The following is a 17,495-nucleotide window of genomic DNA, read 5'->3' on the forward strand; positions in this document are numbered from 1 at the left end:
GGTTTATATGGATAATAAACATGAAGATAGGATAAAAAATATTAAGAATCTAATAGAAAAACTCATCATTATTATCGAAATTTTATTAGCTCTTTTAATAATCTTCACTGTTATTCTGAGCATAAAGGATTTAATAGTGTTGGGGATAACTGTATTCACCACAGAAGCAAATGCCAGCTATGAAATATTACAAGGCTTCTTATCCCATACACTTTTATTGGTAGTAGGTTTAGAATTAGCAATAATGTTGATAAGCCATTCCCCAGGAAAAGTATTACAAGTAATACTTTATGCTATAGCTAGAAAGATGTTGATAAGTAGTGTAAATATGACAGATATACTTCTAGGTGTCATTGCATTAGCTATTATATTTATAACAGACAAATATTTTCATACAAAGGATGTAAAAAGGATATTATAATTAGAATATTCCTTGACATTTTGGTTGAAAAGCCTTATATTTGATTTAAATATTTTTCCATAAGGGGTGTTTTAAATATGAGTAAATATATACCGACTAGAGAAGAGGCTTTTGAATTGTTAAAAGAATATAATAAGAATGAAAGCCTAATAAAACATGCTTTGGCAGTGGAAGGGGTTATGGTACATTTTGCAGAATTGTTAGGAGAAGAAGACAAAGAAAAATGGGCGGTAATTGGGCTTATTCACGATCTAGATTATGAAATGTATCCAGAAGAACATTGTATCAAGACTCAAGAAATTTTAAGGGAAAGGAATTGGCCAGAAGAATATATAAGAACTATAGTAAGCCATGGCTGGGGGATATGTACTGATGTAGAGCCTGTAGAGACAATAGATAAGGTATTATATACAATTGATGAATTAACAGGATTAATAGCCGCAACAGCTTTAGTAAGGCCAAGTAAAAGCGTTTTAGATATGAAGCCCAAATCCGTAAGGAAAAAATGGAATCAAAGTAGTTTTGCAGCAGGAGTAGATAGATCTATTATAGAAAAAGGTGCAGAAATGCTAGGCATGGATTTAAATACAGTAATAGCCGAAACTATTAAGGGGATGCAAAAAGTAGCAGAAGAAATTGGATTAAAAGGGAATATATAAATCTAATAGATTGAGTCGCAATAAAATATGCGGCTCTTTTTTTGTTCAGGAAAGTATACTTTATAGACATAAAATGTTTAGCCATATCTTTTATAGATTAGTTTGATAATGCAAAAATGTAATTATGTTTACTTTAACTCATAACTAACAATTAGACAAATATCAAATTATTATATTGACACAAAACAAACCCCCATATACAATATATCTGACAAATAATTTGGAGGTTATATTATGAATACAAAACTTATCAAACAAAAGGATTTTTTTCTATTAATATTAGGGAAGTTGGTATCCTTACTTGGAAGCAATATGCAACAATTTGCTCTATCCTTATATGTACTTTCATTGACTGGTTCTGCTACCATATTTGCATCCATTCTATCAATTTCAATTCTTCCCAGGCTATTGCTATCACCAATAGCTGGAGTCTTTGGCGATTGGTTTGATAGAAAAAGAACTATAGTATTATTAGACCTGCTAAACTTCATCATTATTGGTATATATGCAGTAATTTTTACCATCAACGGAAGCTTAACTTTACCAATGATATATATTTTGGTTATACTTTTAGAAATAACGGAAATATTTTTTGGTTCTGCCATGTCGGCTGTTATACCCAGTATGGTAGAAAAGGAAGATTTGCTAGATGCAAATTCCTTTAATTCGTTGGTTATGAATCTAGGCCAGTTATTAGCTCCGGTACTTGGTGCAATTATATATGGAAGTTTCGGTTTGAAAATAGTTATGACAATCAACTCCCTTAGCTTTTTATTATCAGCTATAAGTGAAATGTTTATTAATATTCCCAAAAAGCATAAGAAACCCGAGGAAATTAGCGCAAAAGCATTTAAAATGGATTTAATAGAAGGAATAAACATTATTAAGGGAAATAAATTTATCTCTACAATGATATATTTAGGGACCATTATCAATTTTATTTTAGCACCAATTTTTTCCGTAGGGTTAGTATTTATCATTAAAGAAGTATTAAAAGCAACCGACTTCCAATTTGGAATATTTCAAATGGTTTTGTCTGCTTCTATGATTGCTGCCCCGATCTTTGCTTCAGGCTATATAAAGAAGGTAAAAGTAGGTAAACTATGTTATACAAGTTTTGTTTCAATTGCATTATCCATATTGGTTATGGCAGTAATTCCATCTAAGGTTATATTAGGTAGTTTCAAATCCAATTTAGTACCATATATTCTTTTATCGATAATCTCTTTTATGGTTGGAGTGTTTGCCACAACAGCAAATATCGCTATGGGTACTATATTTAATCAGGTAACTCCTATCGAGTTGATGGGTAGAACATCTACCGTATTTAATTTAGCAGTTACTGTGTTTATTCCAATAGGACAAATGATTTTCGGTTATCTTTATGATATAATATCACCAAGCTATGTAATTGCAATAAGTGGCTTAATATTAATTTTTACAGTTAAAAGGTATAAAATTGCTTTAATGGAATTGGATGAACAGGAAGATGGGATAAGGGGAGATGCGATAAATGAAATTTGAATTTTATCCAAAAGAGAGTAAATTACATGATTTTTTACAGTTCCCAAGGTTACTCTATTATAGGGAGGAATTTGATAAATCAAAAAAAGACATAAATTTTCAAGAAATACTTATGGAAGACTATCGAAGTTTTGTTAGCAAAGTGGAAGAAAAGTTAAATCCTTTTGCAAAAAAAATAGAGAAATTTTATATGAAAGAATATTTAAGTGATTACGATTTTATAGACTTAATATCTAGAGCTACTGGAATATTTGATTACAAAGATGAAAAGGATTATTTGGATATGCTCTTATCTTTAGATGAAAATGAAGTTAAAAGGGGTATCATCTATTCTATGATGCTAATAAACGATGATTATCTTGATGATTTAGACGAAACTGTGAAAAAGGCTGATGAAATTAGCTCAAACTATAATGGAATGATTGAATTCATTAAGGAACTACCTATTGAAGCAGGTTCTAAATGGAATTTTTTCTTAATAGCCGAAGAACCTTTAAAATATATGGAAATGTATGTTAAACTAATGGAAGAATTATTGCCTATTTTTGATGAAATCTATAGCCCCTTTGAAGATGAAGTAAAAGAATATGGAGAATATTTAGTAAATTTTTTAAATGAAAAAGGAGCTGAAGGGTTAGAACAGATTACCTATTCTATTGTAAATGTTAATCTTTTAGATGATGAAAATATGAATATATTAATATCCCTAATGTTCCCCTACGCTCTTTCAATAATTACTACTAGCAAAGTTAATTATACTGCATGGGGATTGAGGATGGAAGAGGCCTTTAAAAAGATGAAGGAAATAAATGAAAATAAAACCCTTGAAAGGGTACAGATATTTAAAAATCTTGGAGATAAGACTAGATATGAAGTGTTAAAATTAATTGCAGCAGGGGAAACATCTACCAAAGTAATCGCTAAAACTTTGGGAGTATCAAGCGCAACCATTTCCTATCATATAAACAATTTTCTCACTTCAAAGGTGATAAAGATGGATAAGAGCAATGATAAATTTGGCTATGTAGTTGACTATGAACTATTAGAAGGTGCAATAGAAGAGTTTAAAAAGGATATGAATTTTCCTAAATGACATATTTTGGAGGTGTTAATATGGTAAAAAGGGTTAGAATTGCCAATCTACCTACTAAGATTGAAAAATTAGATAGGTTAAGTAGTGAACTAGGGAAAAATATCTATATTAAGAGAGACGATCAAACGGGGGTGGAAGTTTCAGGCAATAAGATAAGAAAATTAGAATTTTCAGTAGCTGAGGCCTTATCAAAGGGTTGCGATTATCTAATTACCTGTGGAGGAATCCAATCCAACCATGCTAGAGCTACAGCTGCAGTAGCTGCTAAGTTAGGATTAGGTTCTTATCTTGTACTAAAAGGATATGGGGAAGGAGAAATAGAGGGAAATCTATTTCTAGACAAAATGCTAGGTGCAAAGATAAAATTTATAACGGCAGAAGAATATAAAAATCATAGAGAGGAAATTATGAATGAGATAAAAATTTCCTTAGAAAAAGAAGGCCATAAAGCATATATAATACCGGAAGGGGCTTCTAATGGTATAGGTTCTTTAGGCTATGTAAATACAATGGAAGAGATTTTAGAGCAGGAAGAGGAGCTAGGTATTAAATTTGATGCTGTGATAGTTACTGTAGGTTCTGGAGGTACCTATGCAGGCCTTTATTATGGAAATCATGTAAATGAAAATTCTGCTATTATCTATGGTTTTAATATCTGTGATACTAAGGAACATTTTCAAAATATTGTCATAAATTTATTAGCTGAAATTGCTACCTATACTGGCAAAAATATTACAGTACAAAGAGATGAAATCAATATAATAGATGGATATCCAGGTCTAGGATATGCTCTAAGCCGTCCTGAAGAAATAGAATTTATCCATTATTTTGCTAAACGAGAGGGAATAATCTTAGACCCAGTATATACTGGGAAAGCTATGTATGGATTAGTCAATGAGATAAAAAAAGGCAGATTTGATAAACACCAAAATATACTATTCATCCATACAGGAGGATTATTTGGTTGGAATAGGGAACAAAGAGGATTGCTTTAGTGGTAAACACTTTGATAAAATAGAATTATATATTTTACCAAGGGGGCTTTCAAATGAAAAGAATAGTTTTGTTATTATTAGTGTTTTCCATTACAATATTTCTCTCTGCTTGTAATAAAGAATCCGCTGAAATCATAGACATTAGAGGAGAAATTAAAGAAGTTTATGCCGATGAAGAAAGTCTGTTGATTCAAAGTATTTTAGTAGAAGGTCAAATAGAAGATGATACAAAATATGACATCGCTACTATTACCATAACTAGCGATACCAAGATTTTCAAAGATAATGAAGAGGTGGCAATAGAGGACATAGGAGAAGGATTAAAAGTAGAGGTTACCTTTGATGGTCCTGTGGCAGAATCCTATCCAGTCCAGGCAACTGCCAAAAAAATTATAATAATAGAAGATTAAGGAGAATATTGTCATGTTTAAATTAGAGTCTATTGAGAAGATGACTGAAGAAGAACGATTGAAATATATGAATATGCTTTTAAAATCCCAATTAAGCTCTGAAAAGGACCCTTTAGCAAATTTATCTAATGCTACTGGAATTATTATGGCTTGTATAGATAGGTTAAATTGGGCAGGATTCTACATATTAAGAGGGGATGAATTGGTACTAGGTCCATTCCAAGGTCTTCCTGCTTGTAACAGGATAGAAATAGGAAAAGGAGTATGCGGTACAGCAGTAGAAACTAGGGCAATTCAACTAGTCCCCGATGTTCACCAATTTCCTGGTCATATTGCCTGCGATGCAGCCTCTAACTCTGAACTAGTCATCCCTATTATTAAGGAGGAAAAAGCATATGGAGTCCTAGACTTAGACAGTCCAGAAAAGGGAAGGTTTACCAAGTTGGAAAAGGAATATTTTATTAAATTTATAGATATTTTAAATGAATATATAGATTGGAGTAATATTTGAATAACCAATGGGTAGATTTATATGATATAGGAACAATATTAAAATGATGGTGATTATATGGATAAACTGCCACGAAGGAAGAATATTAGATTAAAGAATTATAATTACTCAATGGTCTAAAACCATGATAACCAATGAACATAATAGGGAACAAGGTTTACCTTGTTCCCTATGCTTCTGGAAATATTTATTCCATTTTACTAATCTCAACAATCTTTTGTATTACCTCATATTCATCATAAAATATAGGCCTATCTAAATATTCCATTTCTCCCTCTTGATTATCATAAGGATCTTGCCTTAAAAATTTCTTTTCTGGAGAGAAATTATAATGGAACTCAGAATTGGCAACCATTCTGAAAGGGTCTAAATTTCCAAAATAGAAATTCCATCTTTTTTCATTACCTCTCCTTAAAGCTCCGCCACCAAAGGATGGATCAGCGAATACCCATCCATAGGGTTCAATATAAAACTCAGCCCAATCATGGCAACCGATGTAATCAGGATTAACTACTAAACCTGATTGCCATCTTGCTGGAATTCCAACTATCCTACACAAGGTTATAAATAGTATTGCCTGAACGCCACAATCCCCCTTCAGATTGGAGGCTGCATATTCAGGTATATTGGTAATGGCAGCATATTGTCTTACATAAGAATATTGGACATTTTGAGTTATGTAATCGTAAATCTTTCTTGCTTTAATCAATGGGTTAGTCTCTTCTTCCACTATTTCCTTAGCTAATTCAACTAAGAAATGGGTAAATCTAATATGGGGTAGATATTCTTCTGTATAAAATGTAGGTTGGTTTTTAGAAACATTATCGACTATTAGATCATTGTATTTAACATGGCTTTCATAGGAATATTCGACGGTAAACTTATCTTCTCCCTTTATTATTTCTTCAAAATAGATAGTTCTTTGAGGATGGTTTTCATGGGAAATAAGCTTAGGTTTATGAGAGGTATTTAATATATTGATATTCCTAATTTGCTGAGCTCTTTGAGGTAAAGGTAGGTGAACCCTTATCTTTTCACCTTTTCTAGCAAATTTATCCTTTAATCTTAAACCGGTTTTAATATGTATAAAATATTTTATATGACCTTTGTTTATAATTTCTTCTATGGTTTTATCCAATATATCAGAACCATCTTCTTCAGGCTTAATAAGCCTGGTCTTTAAAATTGGGTGAACTCTAATAGAGTTTTGTAAAAACCTTTTATGGAAGGTAATTTCACCATCTACATAGATCCAATCTGCATATCTGCCATCTTTCAAAGATTCTAACTCTTCTTTAGAAAAATCTTTAATCTGTTCTCGAGCTAAAGACAAAGCCTCATGGAAGGAATATATATAATCCTGCTTCAACCTTCTAATCCTATCCTTTTCGAAGTTTAACCTATCCTTTAATATTTGTGGAATATTTCTCGTCATATATAAATCTATCATTTCTAAGGCTTTTGTAAAATCACCGAATGTAACCAACCTATTAATATCTTCTGGTAAATCAATCATTAAAAAATTTAATCTATTCATCTTTATCCCCCTATATATTTATATACTCCTGTCATCTATTATATAGATAATGGGATAAAATTAAAAGCAGAATAATTGGATAATATATTAGCTGAGACTAAAGTAATAGAAAATAATTCTTGATTTTCGATTAGAACTATGATAAATTGTGTATATATAGTATACAATCAAAAACGATATACTACATATAGATATAGGAGGGATTTTATGATAAAGGTTGAAAAAAGAAATGGTCTTATAGTAGATTTTGATGGAGAGAAAATAGTCAATGCTATTAGCAAAGCTATGGCTGAGACTGAAATTGGTATAGATGAGGAGATAGCAAGACAAATTGCAGATAAGTCCTATGAAACCTTTAGCAATTTAGACGTGGTACACATTGAAAAAATACAGGATTTTGTTGAAGTTCAATTGATGAAGACTAGGCCTGATGTGGCAAAAAAATACATTTTATATAGAGATGAAAGGGCAAGACTTAGAAAATATGGTTGGGTTATGTCAGACCTGCAGCGGGATATATATGAGAAAAAATATAGATTTGAAATTGAAACCTTCGATGAGTTTTTGACTAGAGTAAGTGGTGGCAATAGCTTTATCAAAAAGGCCATTAAGGATAAAAAATTTATGCCAGCAGGAAGGATATTAGCAGGACGAGGCTTGGATAAGCATGGTAGAAAGATGACATTGTCAAATTGTTATGTAATGCCAAAGGTAGAAGATAATATAGAATCCATATTTGATACAGCTAAATATATGGCTAGAACCTATTCTTATGGTGGCGGTGTAGGGCTAACCTTATCTAAGTTAAGACCGAAGGGGGCTAGGGTGAATAACGCTGCTAGTACAACTACAGGAGCTGTTTCTTTCATGGATCTATATTCCCTAGTTACTGGTTTAATCGGCATGAGGGGGAGACGAGGAGCTTTAATGCTCAATTTAGATTGTGATCATCCAGATATTGAGGATTTTATCGATGTAAAGAACGATTTATCCAGGGTAAAATATGCTAATATTTCTGTAAATATTACCGATAAATTTATGGAAGCAGTAATAGATGATAAGGAATTTGAACTATATTTTAAGGTAGAAGCTACTGGGGAAGAAATTAGAAAAATCATTAGGGCTAGAGATTTGTTTAGGAAATTAGCAAAAAACAACTGGAATATGGCAGAGCCTGGAATGCTATTTACAAACAGGATAAATTCTTGGCATTTAATGAGTGAAGATGAGACATTTGAATTTGCAGGAGTAAATCCATGTGCAGAAGAAACATTACCCGCCTTTGGTAGTTGTAATCTATCTTCTATTAATTTAAGCGAATTTGTTAGAAATCCTTTCACCCCTAGGGCTGAATTTGAATTTGAAAGATTTGGCGAAATGGTAAGAGAGGGGGTTATTTTCTTAAATGAGGTATTAGATGAGAATATGAAACTTCACCCTTTACCTCAACAAAGAGAAATGGCTAAGGAATTAAGACAAATAGGTCTTGGTATTATGGGTGTTGCAGATATGTTTATCAAATTAGGCATTAGGTATGGTAACCAAGAATCTATAGATTTAATCCATCAAATTGGCAAAGTCCTAGTAAACGAAGCTTTAAGACAGTCGGCCCTATTAGCTAAAGAACAAGGACCTTTCCCCCGATATAGGGAGGAGGCTATATTGAAATCTCCATTTTTGATTTCAAATGCCAATGATGATGTATTAGAACTCATTAATAAATATGGGCTTAGAAATAGTCAGCTCCTTACTATACCTCCTACAGGAAGTATTTCTACCTTAATAGGTTGTAGCAATGGACTTGAGCCTATATTTCAGATTTCCTACACTAGAAAATCTGAATCATTACATCATGAAGATACCTATTACAAGGTTTTTACTCCTATAGTTAAGGAATATATGGATCGAAACAATATTACAAGGGAAGAAGATTTACCAGGCTTTTTTGTAACTACTTCTAATCTAAATTATAGAGATAGAATAGAGGTTCAGGCTGCATGGCAACAATATATAGATGCTAGCATATCTTCAACGGTCAATGTACCCAATGAATTTACTATAGAAGAAGTAGAGGATTTATATTTATATGCTTGGGAAAAAGGGCTAAAGGGGGTTACAATCTATCGAGATGGCTGTGCTAGAGATGGAATACTTATTCCCAATAAATCTAATCTAACCAATGCGGAGAAAATAGAGAAATTACAACGAGAATTAGAAGAAATAGTACAAGAACAATTAAAAGAAGACCCTGATACCTGCCCCATGTGTGGAGGAGAATTAATCCATAGCGGTGGATGTTCTGAATGTCAGGATTGTGGTTACAGTCCTTGTTCCATTTAATTTAGCAAATCTAGTCATTCTAAGGCTGAAGCCTTTTCTAGATAATGCCTTAGAATGACTTTTTTAATTAGGCCTTTTTGTAGTATAATAAGACTAAAATATGATCAAAGGGGATGAGTATGTCTATACTGGAGGAATTACCTAAAATTTTCAATAAAAGCAAAGAGGAATCAGAAAAAATTTTAAGCCAACCCTATATAGATTCTTTTGTTCATAGGGAAAAAATCATACCTAAATCCAGTGAAAAAAAATTTACATACCAACAGAATTGGTTTAACCAATTTTACCAAGGAGATAATTTGAAAGTAATAAAAAAACTATTAGAGGAAGGATATAGGGAGAAAATCGATCTTATATATATAGATCCGCCCTTTTTAACTAAAACTAAATACAAGGGGAAAATAAATATTAGATATAAGGAGCAAGAAGATACAATAGAGTATTTTGCCTATAATGATATATGGAAAAATGGACTATTTTCATACCTTGAAAATTTAAGTTCTAGATTGTTCCTAATGAAGGAATTATTAAGTGAACAGGGTACTATCTATGTCCATTTAGATTATAGAACTGTCCACTATGTAAAAATATTAATGGATCAAATATTTGGAGAAGAGAATTTTTTAAACGAAATTATTTGGGCCTATAAATCTGGAGGGGTAAGCCAAAGATATTATTCAAGGAAACACGATACTATTCTTGTATATACAAAAGGGAAAGATTATATATTCAACCCTCAAAAGGAAAAGTCTTATAATAGAGGTTTTAAACCTTATAGATTTAAAGGAGTTAAAGAATATGAAGATGATTTAGGTTGGTATACTTTAGTCAATTTAAAGGATGTTTGGCAAATAGATATGGTAGGCAGGACTTCAAGGGAAAGGGTAGGTTATGATACTCAGAAGCCAGAAAGACTATTAGAAAGAATAATTTTAACATCTTCTAATGAAGGTTCCATTGTAGCAGATTTCTTTGCTGGCAGTGGTACCACAGGAGTAGTGGCTGAAAGATTTAATAGAAAGTGGATAATGGCAGATATGGGCGTCTTATCCTCCACCACAATTAATAAAAGGTTAATTGAAAACAGGTCTTTCCCATATTATATTTATAAAACTTATAGAAATCATAAGAAAGCAGGAAGATTATCTTTTAAAGAGATAGGAATTAGAGAGAATGAAGAAGGCATCAAAGAATTATATATGGAACTAAATAGATATGGGTTGAATTTAGATCAAATACATATTGAGAATAAATATAAAAATAGGATTGAAGAAATACTATTAAAAGACTCCCTATCTTTATTAGATTTTATTGGCATAGATATAGATTTTGATGGCAATACTCCTAATCTTAACTGGCAATACTATAAGAATAAGGATGGGTTTAATATTGGACCTAATTTAAGTTTAAAATTAGAACATATAAAAATGGGTCAAAAAATATATATAAGGTATGTAGATATATTTGGCCATGGAAATTCAAATTTATACGAAATAATTGATGGAAGGGTGGTTTTATGTCAAGAAAATTAGAAGGATTGAAACCAGGGAGAGTGTTTTATTATTTTGAGGAAATAACTAAAATTCCCCGTTGCTCTTTTCATGAAGAGAAAATAAGTAATTTTTTAAAAGAATTCGGTAAAGAACAAGAGCTTGAAACAATTCAGGATGAAGCATTAAATATAATAATAAAAAAACCAGGTACCCCTGGGTATGAAAATAGCCCTAAAGTGGTTTTACAAGGTCATATGGATATGGTATGCGAACAAGAAGAGGATTTAAACCATGATTTTTCAAAGGACCCTCTTAAGCTGATATTGGAAGGGGATTTTATCAAGGCAGAAGGGACTACCCTAGGAGGGGACAATGGTATAGCTGTAGCCATGGCCTTAGCATTGTTAGAATCAAAAGATATTCCCCATCCTCCACTGGAAGTACTCATGACAACTAACGAAGAATCGGGAATGGATGGTGCTAAAGCCTTGGATCCTAAACATATTGATGGAAGGATACTTATCAATATAGATTCGGAGGAAGAAGGCACTATTTTAGTTAGCTGTGCAGGAGGGGAGAGGAATAAAGTAAAAGTTCCTATAGAGTGGGAACCATTAAAACTTTCGGGAAATGAACTAATATACTCCATAAAAACCTCTGGTTTACAAGGTGGTCATTCTGGAATGGAAATCCACAAGGGAAGAGGAAATGCCAATAAGATTATTTCTAGAGTATTGGCTTTCGTCAAAGATGAATGTAAATTCCACCTAGTACATATAGAAGGCGGTTCCAAGACTAATGCTATACCTAGGAATGGAAGGGCTATTATAGTATTAAATAAAGAAGATGAAAATATATTTATACAGGCTACAGAAGCATTAGAGGAACAAATTCAGAAGGAGTTAGAGAATTCCGACCCTAAATTTAATCTTATTGTAGAAAAAATCAACCTTAAAGTAGATAGAGTATTTACCGAAGATAGTCTAAATAGAACCATAGCAGCTTTGACCTTAATCCCTACAGGAGTTCAATCTATGAGTGGGGATATGGAAGGGTTGGTGGAAAGCTCCAATAATTTAGGTGTAGTTAGAACTTTTGATGAAGAAGTTACAATTGAATCAGCAATAAGAAGTTCAAAGGAGACACTGAAAAAGAACATTGGGAAACAGATCAAAACTGTAGCAGATATAGTTAAAGGTCAATGGGAAAGTTACGGTTCCTATCCTGCTTGGGAGTATAGTAAGGATTCCCAAATAAGGGAGATATTTAAAAGGGTATATAAAAGCCAATATGGAGAAAATATAAAGGTAGCAGCCATCCATGCTGGCTTAGAATGTGGTATATTTGCAGAAAAATTTCATAATATGGATATGATATCCTTTGGGCCAAATATGTTTGGAGTCCACACCCCAGAAGAAAGATTAAGCATATCATCCACCCAAAGAACCTATGAACTTTTAATAAATGTATTAAAAGAAATAAAATAGTATAAAATACTATATACTTTTATAATAATATAGGATATTATTAGCATATAATTAAATAATTCCTTGAAAGGAGAATTAATATGAATAAAAACCATGATGAAAATTGCAATTGCGAACATGACCACCAACACTGTGATTGTGACCATGAGATGGATGTAATCTATCTTACTCTTGATGATGACACGGAATTGGAATGTAATGTTATAGGAATCTTTGAGGTAGATGATTATGAGTATATTGCATTAGTACCAGTAGATGATGACCAAGTATTACTATATAGATATGAGGAATACGAAGATGGCATAGATCTTATAAACATCGATGATGAGGAAGAATTAGATATAGTATCAGAAGCTTTTTATACATTATTTGTAGAGGATTTAGATGATGATTTTGATTACTATGATGATGATGAATACTATGAAGATGATTACGATGAGGAGGATGATGAAATATAGGTTCTTAAGAACCTATATTTTTTCTGCTTAATCAGGCTAAACTTTGGTATAATTAAACTAAGTACTTAATATAGAGGTGATATTGAAAAAATGTACAAGCTAATTGCCATTGATTTAGATGGCACTTTATTAGATGATAATAAAAATATTCCCGAAGAGAATTTGAAATTGCTAAAAGAGTTAATAGACAATGGATATGAAGTAGTCATTGCAACAGGTAGAAGGTATTGGTCTGCTAAGCAATTGGTGAAAAACATAGATAGACCTATGGTAATATTGGCCAATAATGGCAATATTGTTAGAGATACTAAAGATGATCAGATAATAATCAAGAAGTATCTAGATCTAAAGGATTTTAAGACCCTAATTCAAGAAGGAAAAGAAAGGGGATTATATCCAATAATTCATGTAGATCAATATGAGGAAGGAATAGATCTAATTATTGAAATGGATAAAGCCCATAAAAAATACTATAATTATGTAGCCCAATCTGAAGAAAGGTATAAAAAAGTAGAAAATTATTTAGAAATCAAGGAAGATAAAATATTAGCGGTAGTATATGCTGGGAGTAAAGAAAAACTAGAAAGTTTCCATTTCCACATAAATGAAAGATATCCTAATAGGTATAGTTCCCATATAATGGAAAATATAGTAGTAGCAGATGCCTTGCTAGAAATAATGAATCCTCTTGGTTGTAAATGGTTAAGCTTGTCTGAATATGCTAAGGAAAAAGGAATAGCTGAAAGGCAAATTATTGCTATTGGCGATGATAACAATGATGCTCAAATGGTAAAAAATGCAGGATGCGGTATAGCAATGAAAAATGCCAGTGAAAGGGTAAAGAAAGTAGCCAATATTATTACGGAAAAGGATAACAATGAATCTGGAGTAGCCTTTGAACTAAGGAAAATATTGGACCTTTAGGAGGGTGAATATGTCAAAATACAATTTTATTTTAAAAGAAACCGATGGAAAGGATATTTCTCTAGAGGATTTTAAGGGACAAAACATAGTATTATATTTTTATCCTAAAGATAATACAGCTGGTTGAATAACTGAAGCTACCGAGTTTCGGGATTTATATGATGAATTTAAAAAAATGAATACAGTTATATTAGGAATTAGTAGGGATAGTTTAAAATCTCATGCTAAATTTAGAGAAAAACAAAATATTCCATTCCTTCTTTTAAGTGATCCAACAGAAGAGGTCCATAATCTATTTGGAGTTATGAAACTTAAGAAGATGTATGGAAGAGAGTATATGGGAGTAGAAAGGTCAACTTTTATTTTTAACAAGGAAGGGATATTGGTAAAAGAGTTTAGGAATATAAGGGCAAAAGGTCATGCAGAGAAGGTATTGGAGTTTGTGAAAAAAGAGCTGCAACCATAAGATGGGCAGCTCTTAGAAATAAAGAGGAGGGATTTTGTGAAAAGAAAAAATTTTTTGTTCATTTTTTTAGTACTAGTAATCTTACTAGGTAGTTTCCAGTTAGGCTTGGCAGTAGATTTAGACAAACTAACTAAGTATGATATGGATATTATGTTGGATACTGAAGAGCATACTGTACAAGGTGAACAGACTGTAACCTTTGTAAACCACTATGATGGTAAGTTAGAAGATATAGTATTTCATCTGTATCCAAATTCCTTTAAATCCTATGAAACCATGCCTGCCATTGGCGGTATGTATTATTTAATGGATGGAGAAAAGCCTGAAATTAAGGAAGAGGAAAAGGGTTATATAAAAATTCAACAGGTACATATAAATGGAAGAGAAACTGAATTTAAAGAAGAAGAGCAAATATTAAGAATACCGTTAGAAAAACCTTTGAGAAAAGATGATAAGATTCAGATAAAAATTAAGTTTATATTGAAAGTTCCCCAGGGATACCAACGTTTACACCAAATGGAAGATTCTTATTCTTTAACCAATTGGTATCCTCTATTGTCCATCTATAATGAGAAAACCAAAAAGTGGGACGAAAATCCATATCATCCTATTGGAGAATCCAATTATAGTGATGTATCAGATTATAATATTAAGCTTACAGTTCCTAAAGGGATGGTAGTAGCGCCTACTGGTACTATAATAGGAGAAAAAATAGTTGGAGGCAATAAAACTATAAATATAAAAGCAGATAAGGTTAGAGATTTTGTTATCCTTATGAGTCCTAAATATAAGGTGAAAACTAAAGAAGTAGATGGAATTAAGATAAGCCATTATTATATGAAGGATAAGGACTATCCAGTTGATAAAACAGCAGAGATAGTATTAGATGAGGTAGCTAAGGCAGTAAAATTTTTAAATAAAATCATAGGTAAATATCCTTATGATGAATTGAGGATAGCCGAAACCTATTTATCCGGTGGAGCCATGGAATATCCACAGGTAATCCAGATGGGCAGATATTATGATTTATCTAATGTAAATTTAGAAGAAAATGCTCCCTTCATCATAGAAGCCGCAGTTCACGAAACAGTACACCAATGGTGGTATGTAGGAGTTGGAAATGATGAATTTAATGAACCTTTCCTAGATGAGTCCTTAACCGTATTTACCACTGCTTATTATTTTGAGAAGGAATACGATAAATACCATCAAAATGGAGTAGATTATACCATAAGGAATAGAATATATCCATCTACAGTCCTACCTTTAAATAGCGGTGTAGATAAATTTAACGGTTGGGACGACTATTCCTTGACCATATATACTAGGGGGCCAGCCTTCTTTGAAGATTTAAGACAAAAGGTAGGAGAAGAAAAATTTAATCAAATATTACAGACCTATTATGAAAGATTTCTATTTAAAAATGCAACTATAGAAGATTTATTAAATATTATAGGAGAGGTAGCAGGAAAAGAAATTAGGAAGGCAATGGAAAAATCAGTTAAAGAATCTAACTATTTTCCTGAAAACATCCAGTTGAACCAAGAAGAACAAATGCTTTTTTATAGAAAACAAGAACAGCGAAGATTAAGGGGTCATGAAGAAGCAAAAGGACTGACATTAGGCAGTATAATCCTAAGAGCTTTAGATGGAGAAGAATTAATATTGGTAAAGCCAGATTATATAAAAGATGAAAATTTGCAGGAAGTAGAGAGCTTAACAAATATGTTAACAAGTGATTTGGAAATACAATTTGGTGTGGAGGTAAAGGTAGTTGAGGAAAAGGAACTGACAGAAAAGGATAAAGGAAAGAATATAATAATAATAGGTTATCCTAAAAAGAGTGATCTTATAAAGGAAATGGAACCAGAACTACCAATAATTCTAAACTCAGAAACAATTAGCCTTAACGGAATATCTATTGAAAACAAAAATACATCTGGTATTTTCATATCAAAAAATCCAAACAATAATAAGAAACTTGTTTTAATAATATTTCTAGATGAAAATCCAGTTAAGAAAGAACATATTACAACGCCAGATGGATTTATTTTAGATATGGATACAATATATCAATATAATCCATTGTATAATTCAGATGTTCAATTTATAATAAATGTAGGAGATGTAGAAATTAAAGGAATGTATAAATAGAAAAGGTGGAATAAGTGGATATAATAGTGTACAATGTTTACTCTAAGTATTTAAAAGAAAGATTTGGAGAAAAAGTATATAAATTACCTATCAGTTTACCTCTGACCTGTCCCAATAGGGATGGATGTATAGGTATTGGAGGCTGTATATTTTGTGGGGAAGAGGGAGGTTCTTTTGAGAACCTGCCTAATATCCTTTCCGTAAAGGAACAAATAGAGAAAAACAAGGAATATATTGGTAAAAAGTATAAAGTAAAAAAGTTTATTTCCTATTTCCAAAACTTTACAAACACCTATTTACCTTTAGAGGATTTTAAAAAGTATGTAGAAGAATCAATAGTGGAAGGAGTAGTGGGTATATCCATATCTACAAGGCCTGACTGTATAAACGATGAGTATCTAGAATACCTAGCTTATATCCAAGAAGAGTATAATCTAGAAATAACCTTAGAATTAGGCTTACAAACTGTAAATTACCATACTCTAAAAAGGATCAACAGAGGTCATTCTTTAGCAGAATTCATAGATGCAATAATTAGGGCTAAAAGGTATGAAATTAGGACTTGTGTACATTTAATTTTAAATCTACCTTGGGATACTATGGAAGATACTATAGAAAATGCAAAAATAATGTCTGCCTTAGAGATTGATGAAGTAAAGCTTCATGCTCTATATATAGTTGATGGGACGGAACTAGGTAGGCTCTATAAAGAGGGAGAAATCAGTTTAATATCCAAGGAAGAATATAAAAAAAGGGTAATTACATTTTTAGAGTATTTAGATGAAAATATTGTAATACAACGAATTATTGGTAGAGCACCGGAAGAGAATGCATTGTTTGTCAATTGGAATGAAAGCTGGTGGAAGATAAGGGATGAAATAGTTAGGGAAATGGGAGATAAAAACACTAGACAAGGTATTAAATGTAATTATTTAAACGGTAAAGCGTTAAGATAAATAGAAGAAAAAGGTAATAAAATTATAATATGATAATATTACACAAATTAGAAAGGAGATGATTCCT

The 17,495-nt window shown here is 31.8% G+C and carries 16 protein-coding genes; 15 read left to right on the forward strand and 1 reads right to left on the reverse strand.

Features of this window, described 5'->3' with window-relative positions:
• Positions 1 to 7 precede the first annotated feature (7 nt).
• From CUL_RS0111705 to CUL_RS0111735, 7 genes are all read left to right on the forward strand, one after another.
• Positions 8 to 421, forward strand: a complete 414-nt coding sequence (locus CUL_RS0111705; RefSeq protein WP_025641873.1) for a hypothetical protein — start codon at positions 8 to 10, stop codon at positions 419 to 421.
• A 77-nt stretch (positions 422 to 498) separates the two neighbouring features.
• Complete coding sequence (locus CUL_RS0111710) at positions 499 to 1,080, forward strand: HDIG domain-containing metalloprotein (RefSeq protein WP_005586940.1); 582 nt, start codon at positions 499 to 501, stop codon at positions 1,078 to 1,080.
• Positions 1,081 to 1,314: 234 nt separating this feature from the next.
• On the forward strand, positions 1,315 to 2,604 hold the full coding sequence (locus CUL_RS0111715; RefSeq protein WP_025641876.1) for an MFS transporter: 1,290 nt from the start codon (positions 1,315 to 1,317) through the stop codon (positions 2,602 to 2,604).
• Positions 2,594 to 3,697, forward strand: coding sequence for an ArsR/SmtB family transcription factor (locus CUL_RS0111720; protein WP_025641882.1), 1,104 nt, complete (start codon positions 2,594 to 2,596; stop codon positions 3,695 to 3,697). Before CUL_RS0111715 ends, CUL_RS0111720 begins: the two co-directional genes overlap by 11 nt.
• 20 nt (positions 3,698 to 3,717) lie before the next feature.
• Positions 3,718 to 4,692, forward strand: coding sequence for a D-cysteine desulfhydrase family protein (locus CUL_RS0111725; RefSeq protein ID WP_025641883.1), 975 nt, complete (start codon positions 3,718 to 3,720; stop codon positions 4,690 to 4,692).
• A 53-nt stretch (positions 4,693 to 4,745) separates the two neighbouring features.
• Positions 4,746 to 5,102 (forward strand): DUF3221 domain-containing protein, encoded by a 357-nt coding sequence (locus tag CUL_RS0111730; RefSeq protein ID WP_025641885.1) that lies wholly within the window; start codon positions 4,746 to 4,748, stop codon positions 5,100 to 5,102.
• A 13-nt stretch (positions 5,103 to 5,115) separates the two neighbouring features.
• Positions 5,116 to 5,613, forward strand: a complete 498-nt coding sequence (locus CUL_RS0111735; RefSeq protein ID WP_025641886.1) for a free L-methionine (R)-S-oxide reductase MsrC — start codon at positions 5,116 to 5,118, stop codon at positions 5,611 to 5,613.
• A 187-nt stretch (positions 5,614 to 5,800) separates the two neighbouring features.
• On the opposite strand, the gene CUL_RS0111740 is transcribed toward CUL_RS0111735, so the two are convergent.
• Positions 5,801 to 7,150 (reverse strand): transglutaminase-like domain-containing protein, encoded by a 1,350-nt coding sequence (locus CUL_RS0111740; protein ID WP_035143211.1) that lies wholly within the window; start codon positions 7,148 to 7,150, stop codon positions 5,801 to 5,803.
• A gap of 207 nt (positions 7,151 to 7,357) precedes the next feature.
• Between CUL_RS0111740 and CUL_RS0111745 the strand changes: the two genes are divergently transcribed.
• From CUL_RS0111745 to CUL_RS0111780, 8 genes are all read left to right on the forward strand, one after another.
• Positions 7,358 to 9,490, forward strand: coding sequence for an adenosylcobalamin-dependent ribonucleoside-diphosphate reductase (locus CUL_RS0111745; protein WP_025641888.1), 2,133 nt, complete (start codon positions 7,358 to 7,360; stop codon positions 9,488 to 9,490).
• Positions 9,491 to 9,609: 119 nt separating this feature from the next.
• Positions 9,610 to 11,022 (forward strand): DNA methyltransferase, encoded by a 1,413-nt coding sequence (locus CUL_RS17315; protein ID WP_025641889.1) that lies wholly within the window; start codon positions 9,610 to 9,612, stop codon positions 11,020 to 11,022.
• Positions 11,007 to 12,470, forward strand: coding sequence for an aminoacyl-histidine dipeptidase (locus CUL_RS0111755; RefSeq protein WP_025641890.1), 1,464 nt, complete (start codon positions 11,007 to 11,009; stop codon positions 12,468 to 12,470). Before CUL_RS17315 ends, CUL_RS0111755 begins: the two co-directional genes overlap by 16 nt.
• 80 nt (positions 12,471 to 12,550) lie before the next feature.
• Positions 12,551 to 12,928 (forward strand): DUF1292 domain-containing protein, encoded by a 378-nt coding sequence (locus tag CUL_RS0111760; protein WP_005586963.1) that lies wholly within the window; start codon positions 12,551 to 12,553, stop codon positions 12,926 to 12,928.
• A gap of 90 nt (positions 12,929 to 13,018) precedes the next feature.
• On the forward strand, positions 13,019 to 13,852 hold the full coding sequence (locus CUL_RS0111765) for a Cof-type HAD-IIB family hydrolase (RefSeq protein ID WP_005589010.1): 834 nt from the start codon (positions 13,019 to 13,021) through the stop codon (positions 13,850 to 13,852).
• Between the two features lie 10 nt (positions 13,853 to 13,862).
• Positions 13,863 to 14,318 (forward strand): peroxiredoxin, encoded by a 456-nt coding sequence (locus CUL_RS17320; protein ID WP_081722848.1) that lies wholly within the window; start codon positions 13,863 to 13,865, stop codon positions 14,316 to 14,318.
• A gap of 36 nt (positions 14,319 to 14,354) precedes the next feature.
• Complete coding sequence (locus CUL_RS0111775) at positions 14,355 to 16,472, forward strand: M1 family metallopeptidase (RefSeq protein ID WP_025641892.1); 2,118 nt, start codon at positions 14,355 to 14,357, stop codon at positions 16,470 to 16,472.
• A gap of 23 nt (positions 16,473 to 16,495) precedes the next feature.
• Positions 16,496 to 17,428 carry a tRNA modification radical SAM protein MnmL/YtqA gene (locus CUL_RS0111780; RefSeq protein ID WP_025641894.1) on the forward strand — a complete coding sequence of 311 codons (933 nt, stop codon included), beginning with the start codon at positions 16,496 to 16,498 and terminating at the stop codon, positions 17,426 to 17,428.
• Positions 17,429 to 17,495: the final 67 nt, after the last annotated feature.

The organism is [Clostridium] ultunense DSM 10521 (assembly GCF_000511955.1).
GTDB lineage: Bacteria > Bacillota > Clostridia > Tissierellales > Tepidimicrobiaceae > Schnuerera > Schnuerera ultunensis.

Excerpts from the sequence above, each read along its gene's own strand:
- CUL_RS0111725 (WP_025641883.1), top strand. The coding sequence starts at position 3,718 with ATGGTAAAAAGGGTTAGAATTGCCAATCTACCTACTAAGATTGAAAAA.
- CUL_RS0111765 (WP_005589010.1), top strand. The coding sequence starts at position 13,019 with ATGTACAAGCTAATTGCCATTGATTTAGATGGCACTTTATTAGATGAT.
- CUL_RS0111755 (WP_025641890.1), top strand. The coding sequence starts at position 11,007 with ATGTCAAGAAAATTAGAAGGATTGAAACCAGGGAGAGTGTTTTATTAT.
- CUL_RS0111710 (WP_005586940.1), top strand. The coding sequence starts at position 499 with ATGAGTAAATATATACCGACTAGAGAAGAGGCTTTTGAATTGTTAAAA.
- CUL_RS0111760 (WP_005586963.1), top strand. The coding sequence starts at position 12,551 with ATGAATAAAAACCATGATGAAAATTGCAATTGCGAACATGACCACCAA.
- CUL_RS17315 (WP_025641889.1), top strand. The coding sequence starts at position 9,610 with ATGTCTATACTGGAGGAATTACCTAAAATTTTCAATAAAAGCAAAGAG.
- CUL_RS0111720 (WP_025641882.1), top strand. The coding sequence starts at position 2,594 with ATGAAATTTGAATTTTATCCAAAAGAGAGTAAATTACATGATTTTTTA.
- CUL_RS0111730 (WP_025641885.1), top strand. The coding sequence starts at position 4,746 with ATGAAAAGAATAGTTTTGTTATTATTAGTGTTTTCCATTACAATATTT.
- CUL_RS0111745 (WP_025641888.1), top strand. The coding sequence starts at position 7,358 with ATGATAAAGGTTGAAAAAAGAAATGGTCTTATAGTAGATTTTGATGGA.
- CUL_RS0111705 (WP_025641873.1), top strand. The coding sequence starts at position 8 with ATGGATAATAAACATGAAGATAGGATAAAAAATATTAAGAATCTAATA.
- CUL_RS0111735 (WP_025641886.1), top strand. The coding sequence starts at position 5,116 with ATGTTTAAATTAGAGTCTATTGAGAAGATGACTGAAGAAGAACGATTG.
- CUL_RS0111715 (WP_025641876.1), top strand. The coding sequence starts at position 1,315 with ATGAATACAAAACTTATCAAACAAAAGGATTTTTTTCTATTAATATTA.
- CUL_RS0111740 (WP_035143211.1), bottom strand. The coding sequence starts at position 7,150 with ATGAATAGATTAAATTTTTTAATGATTGATTTACCAGAAGATATTAAT.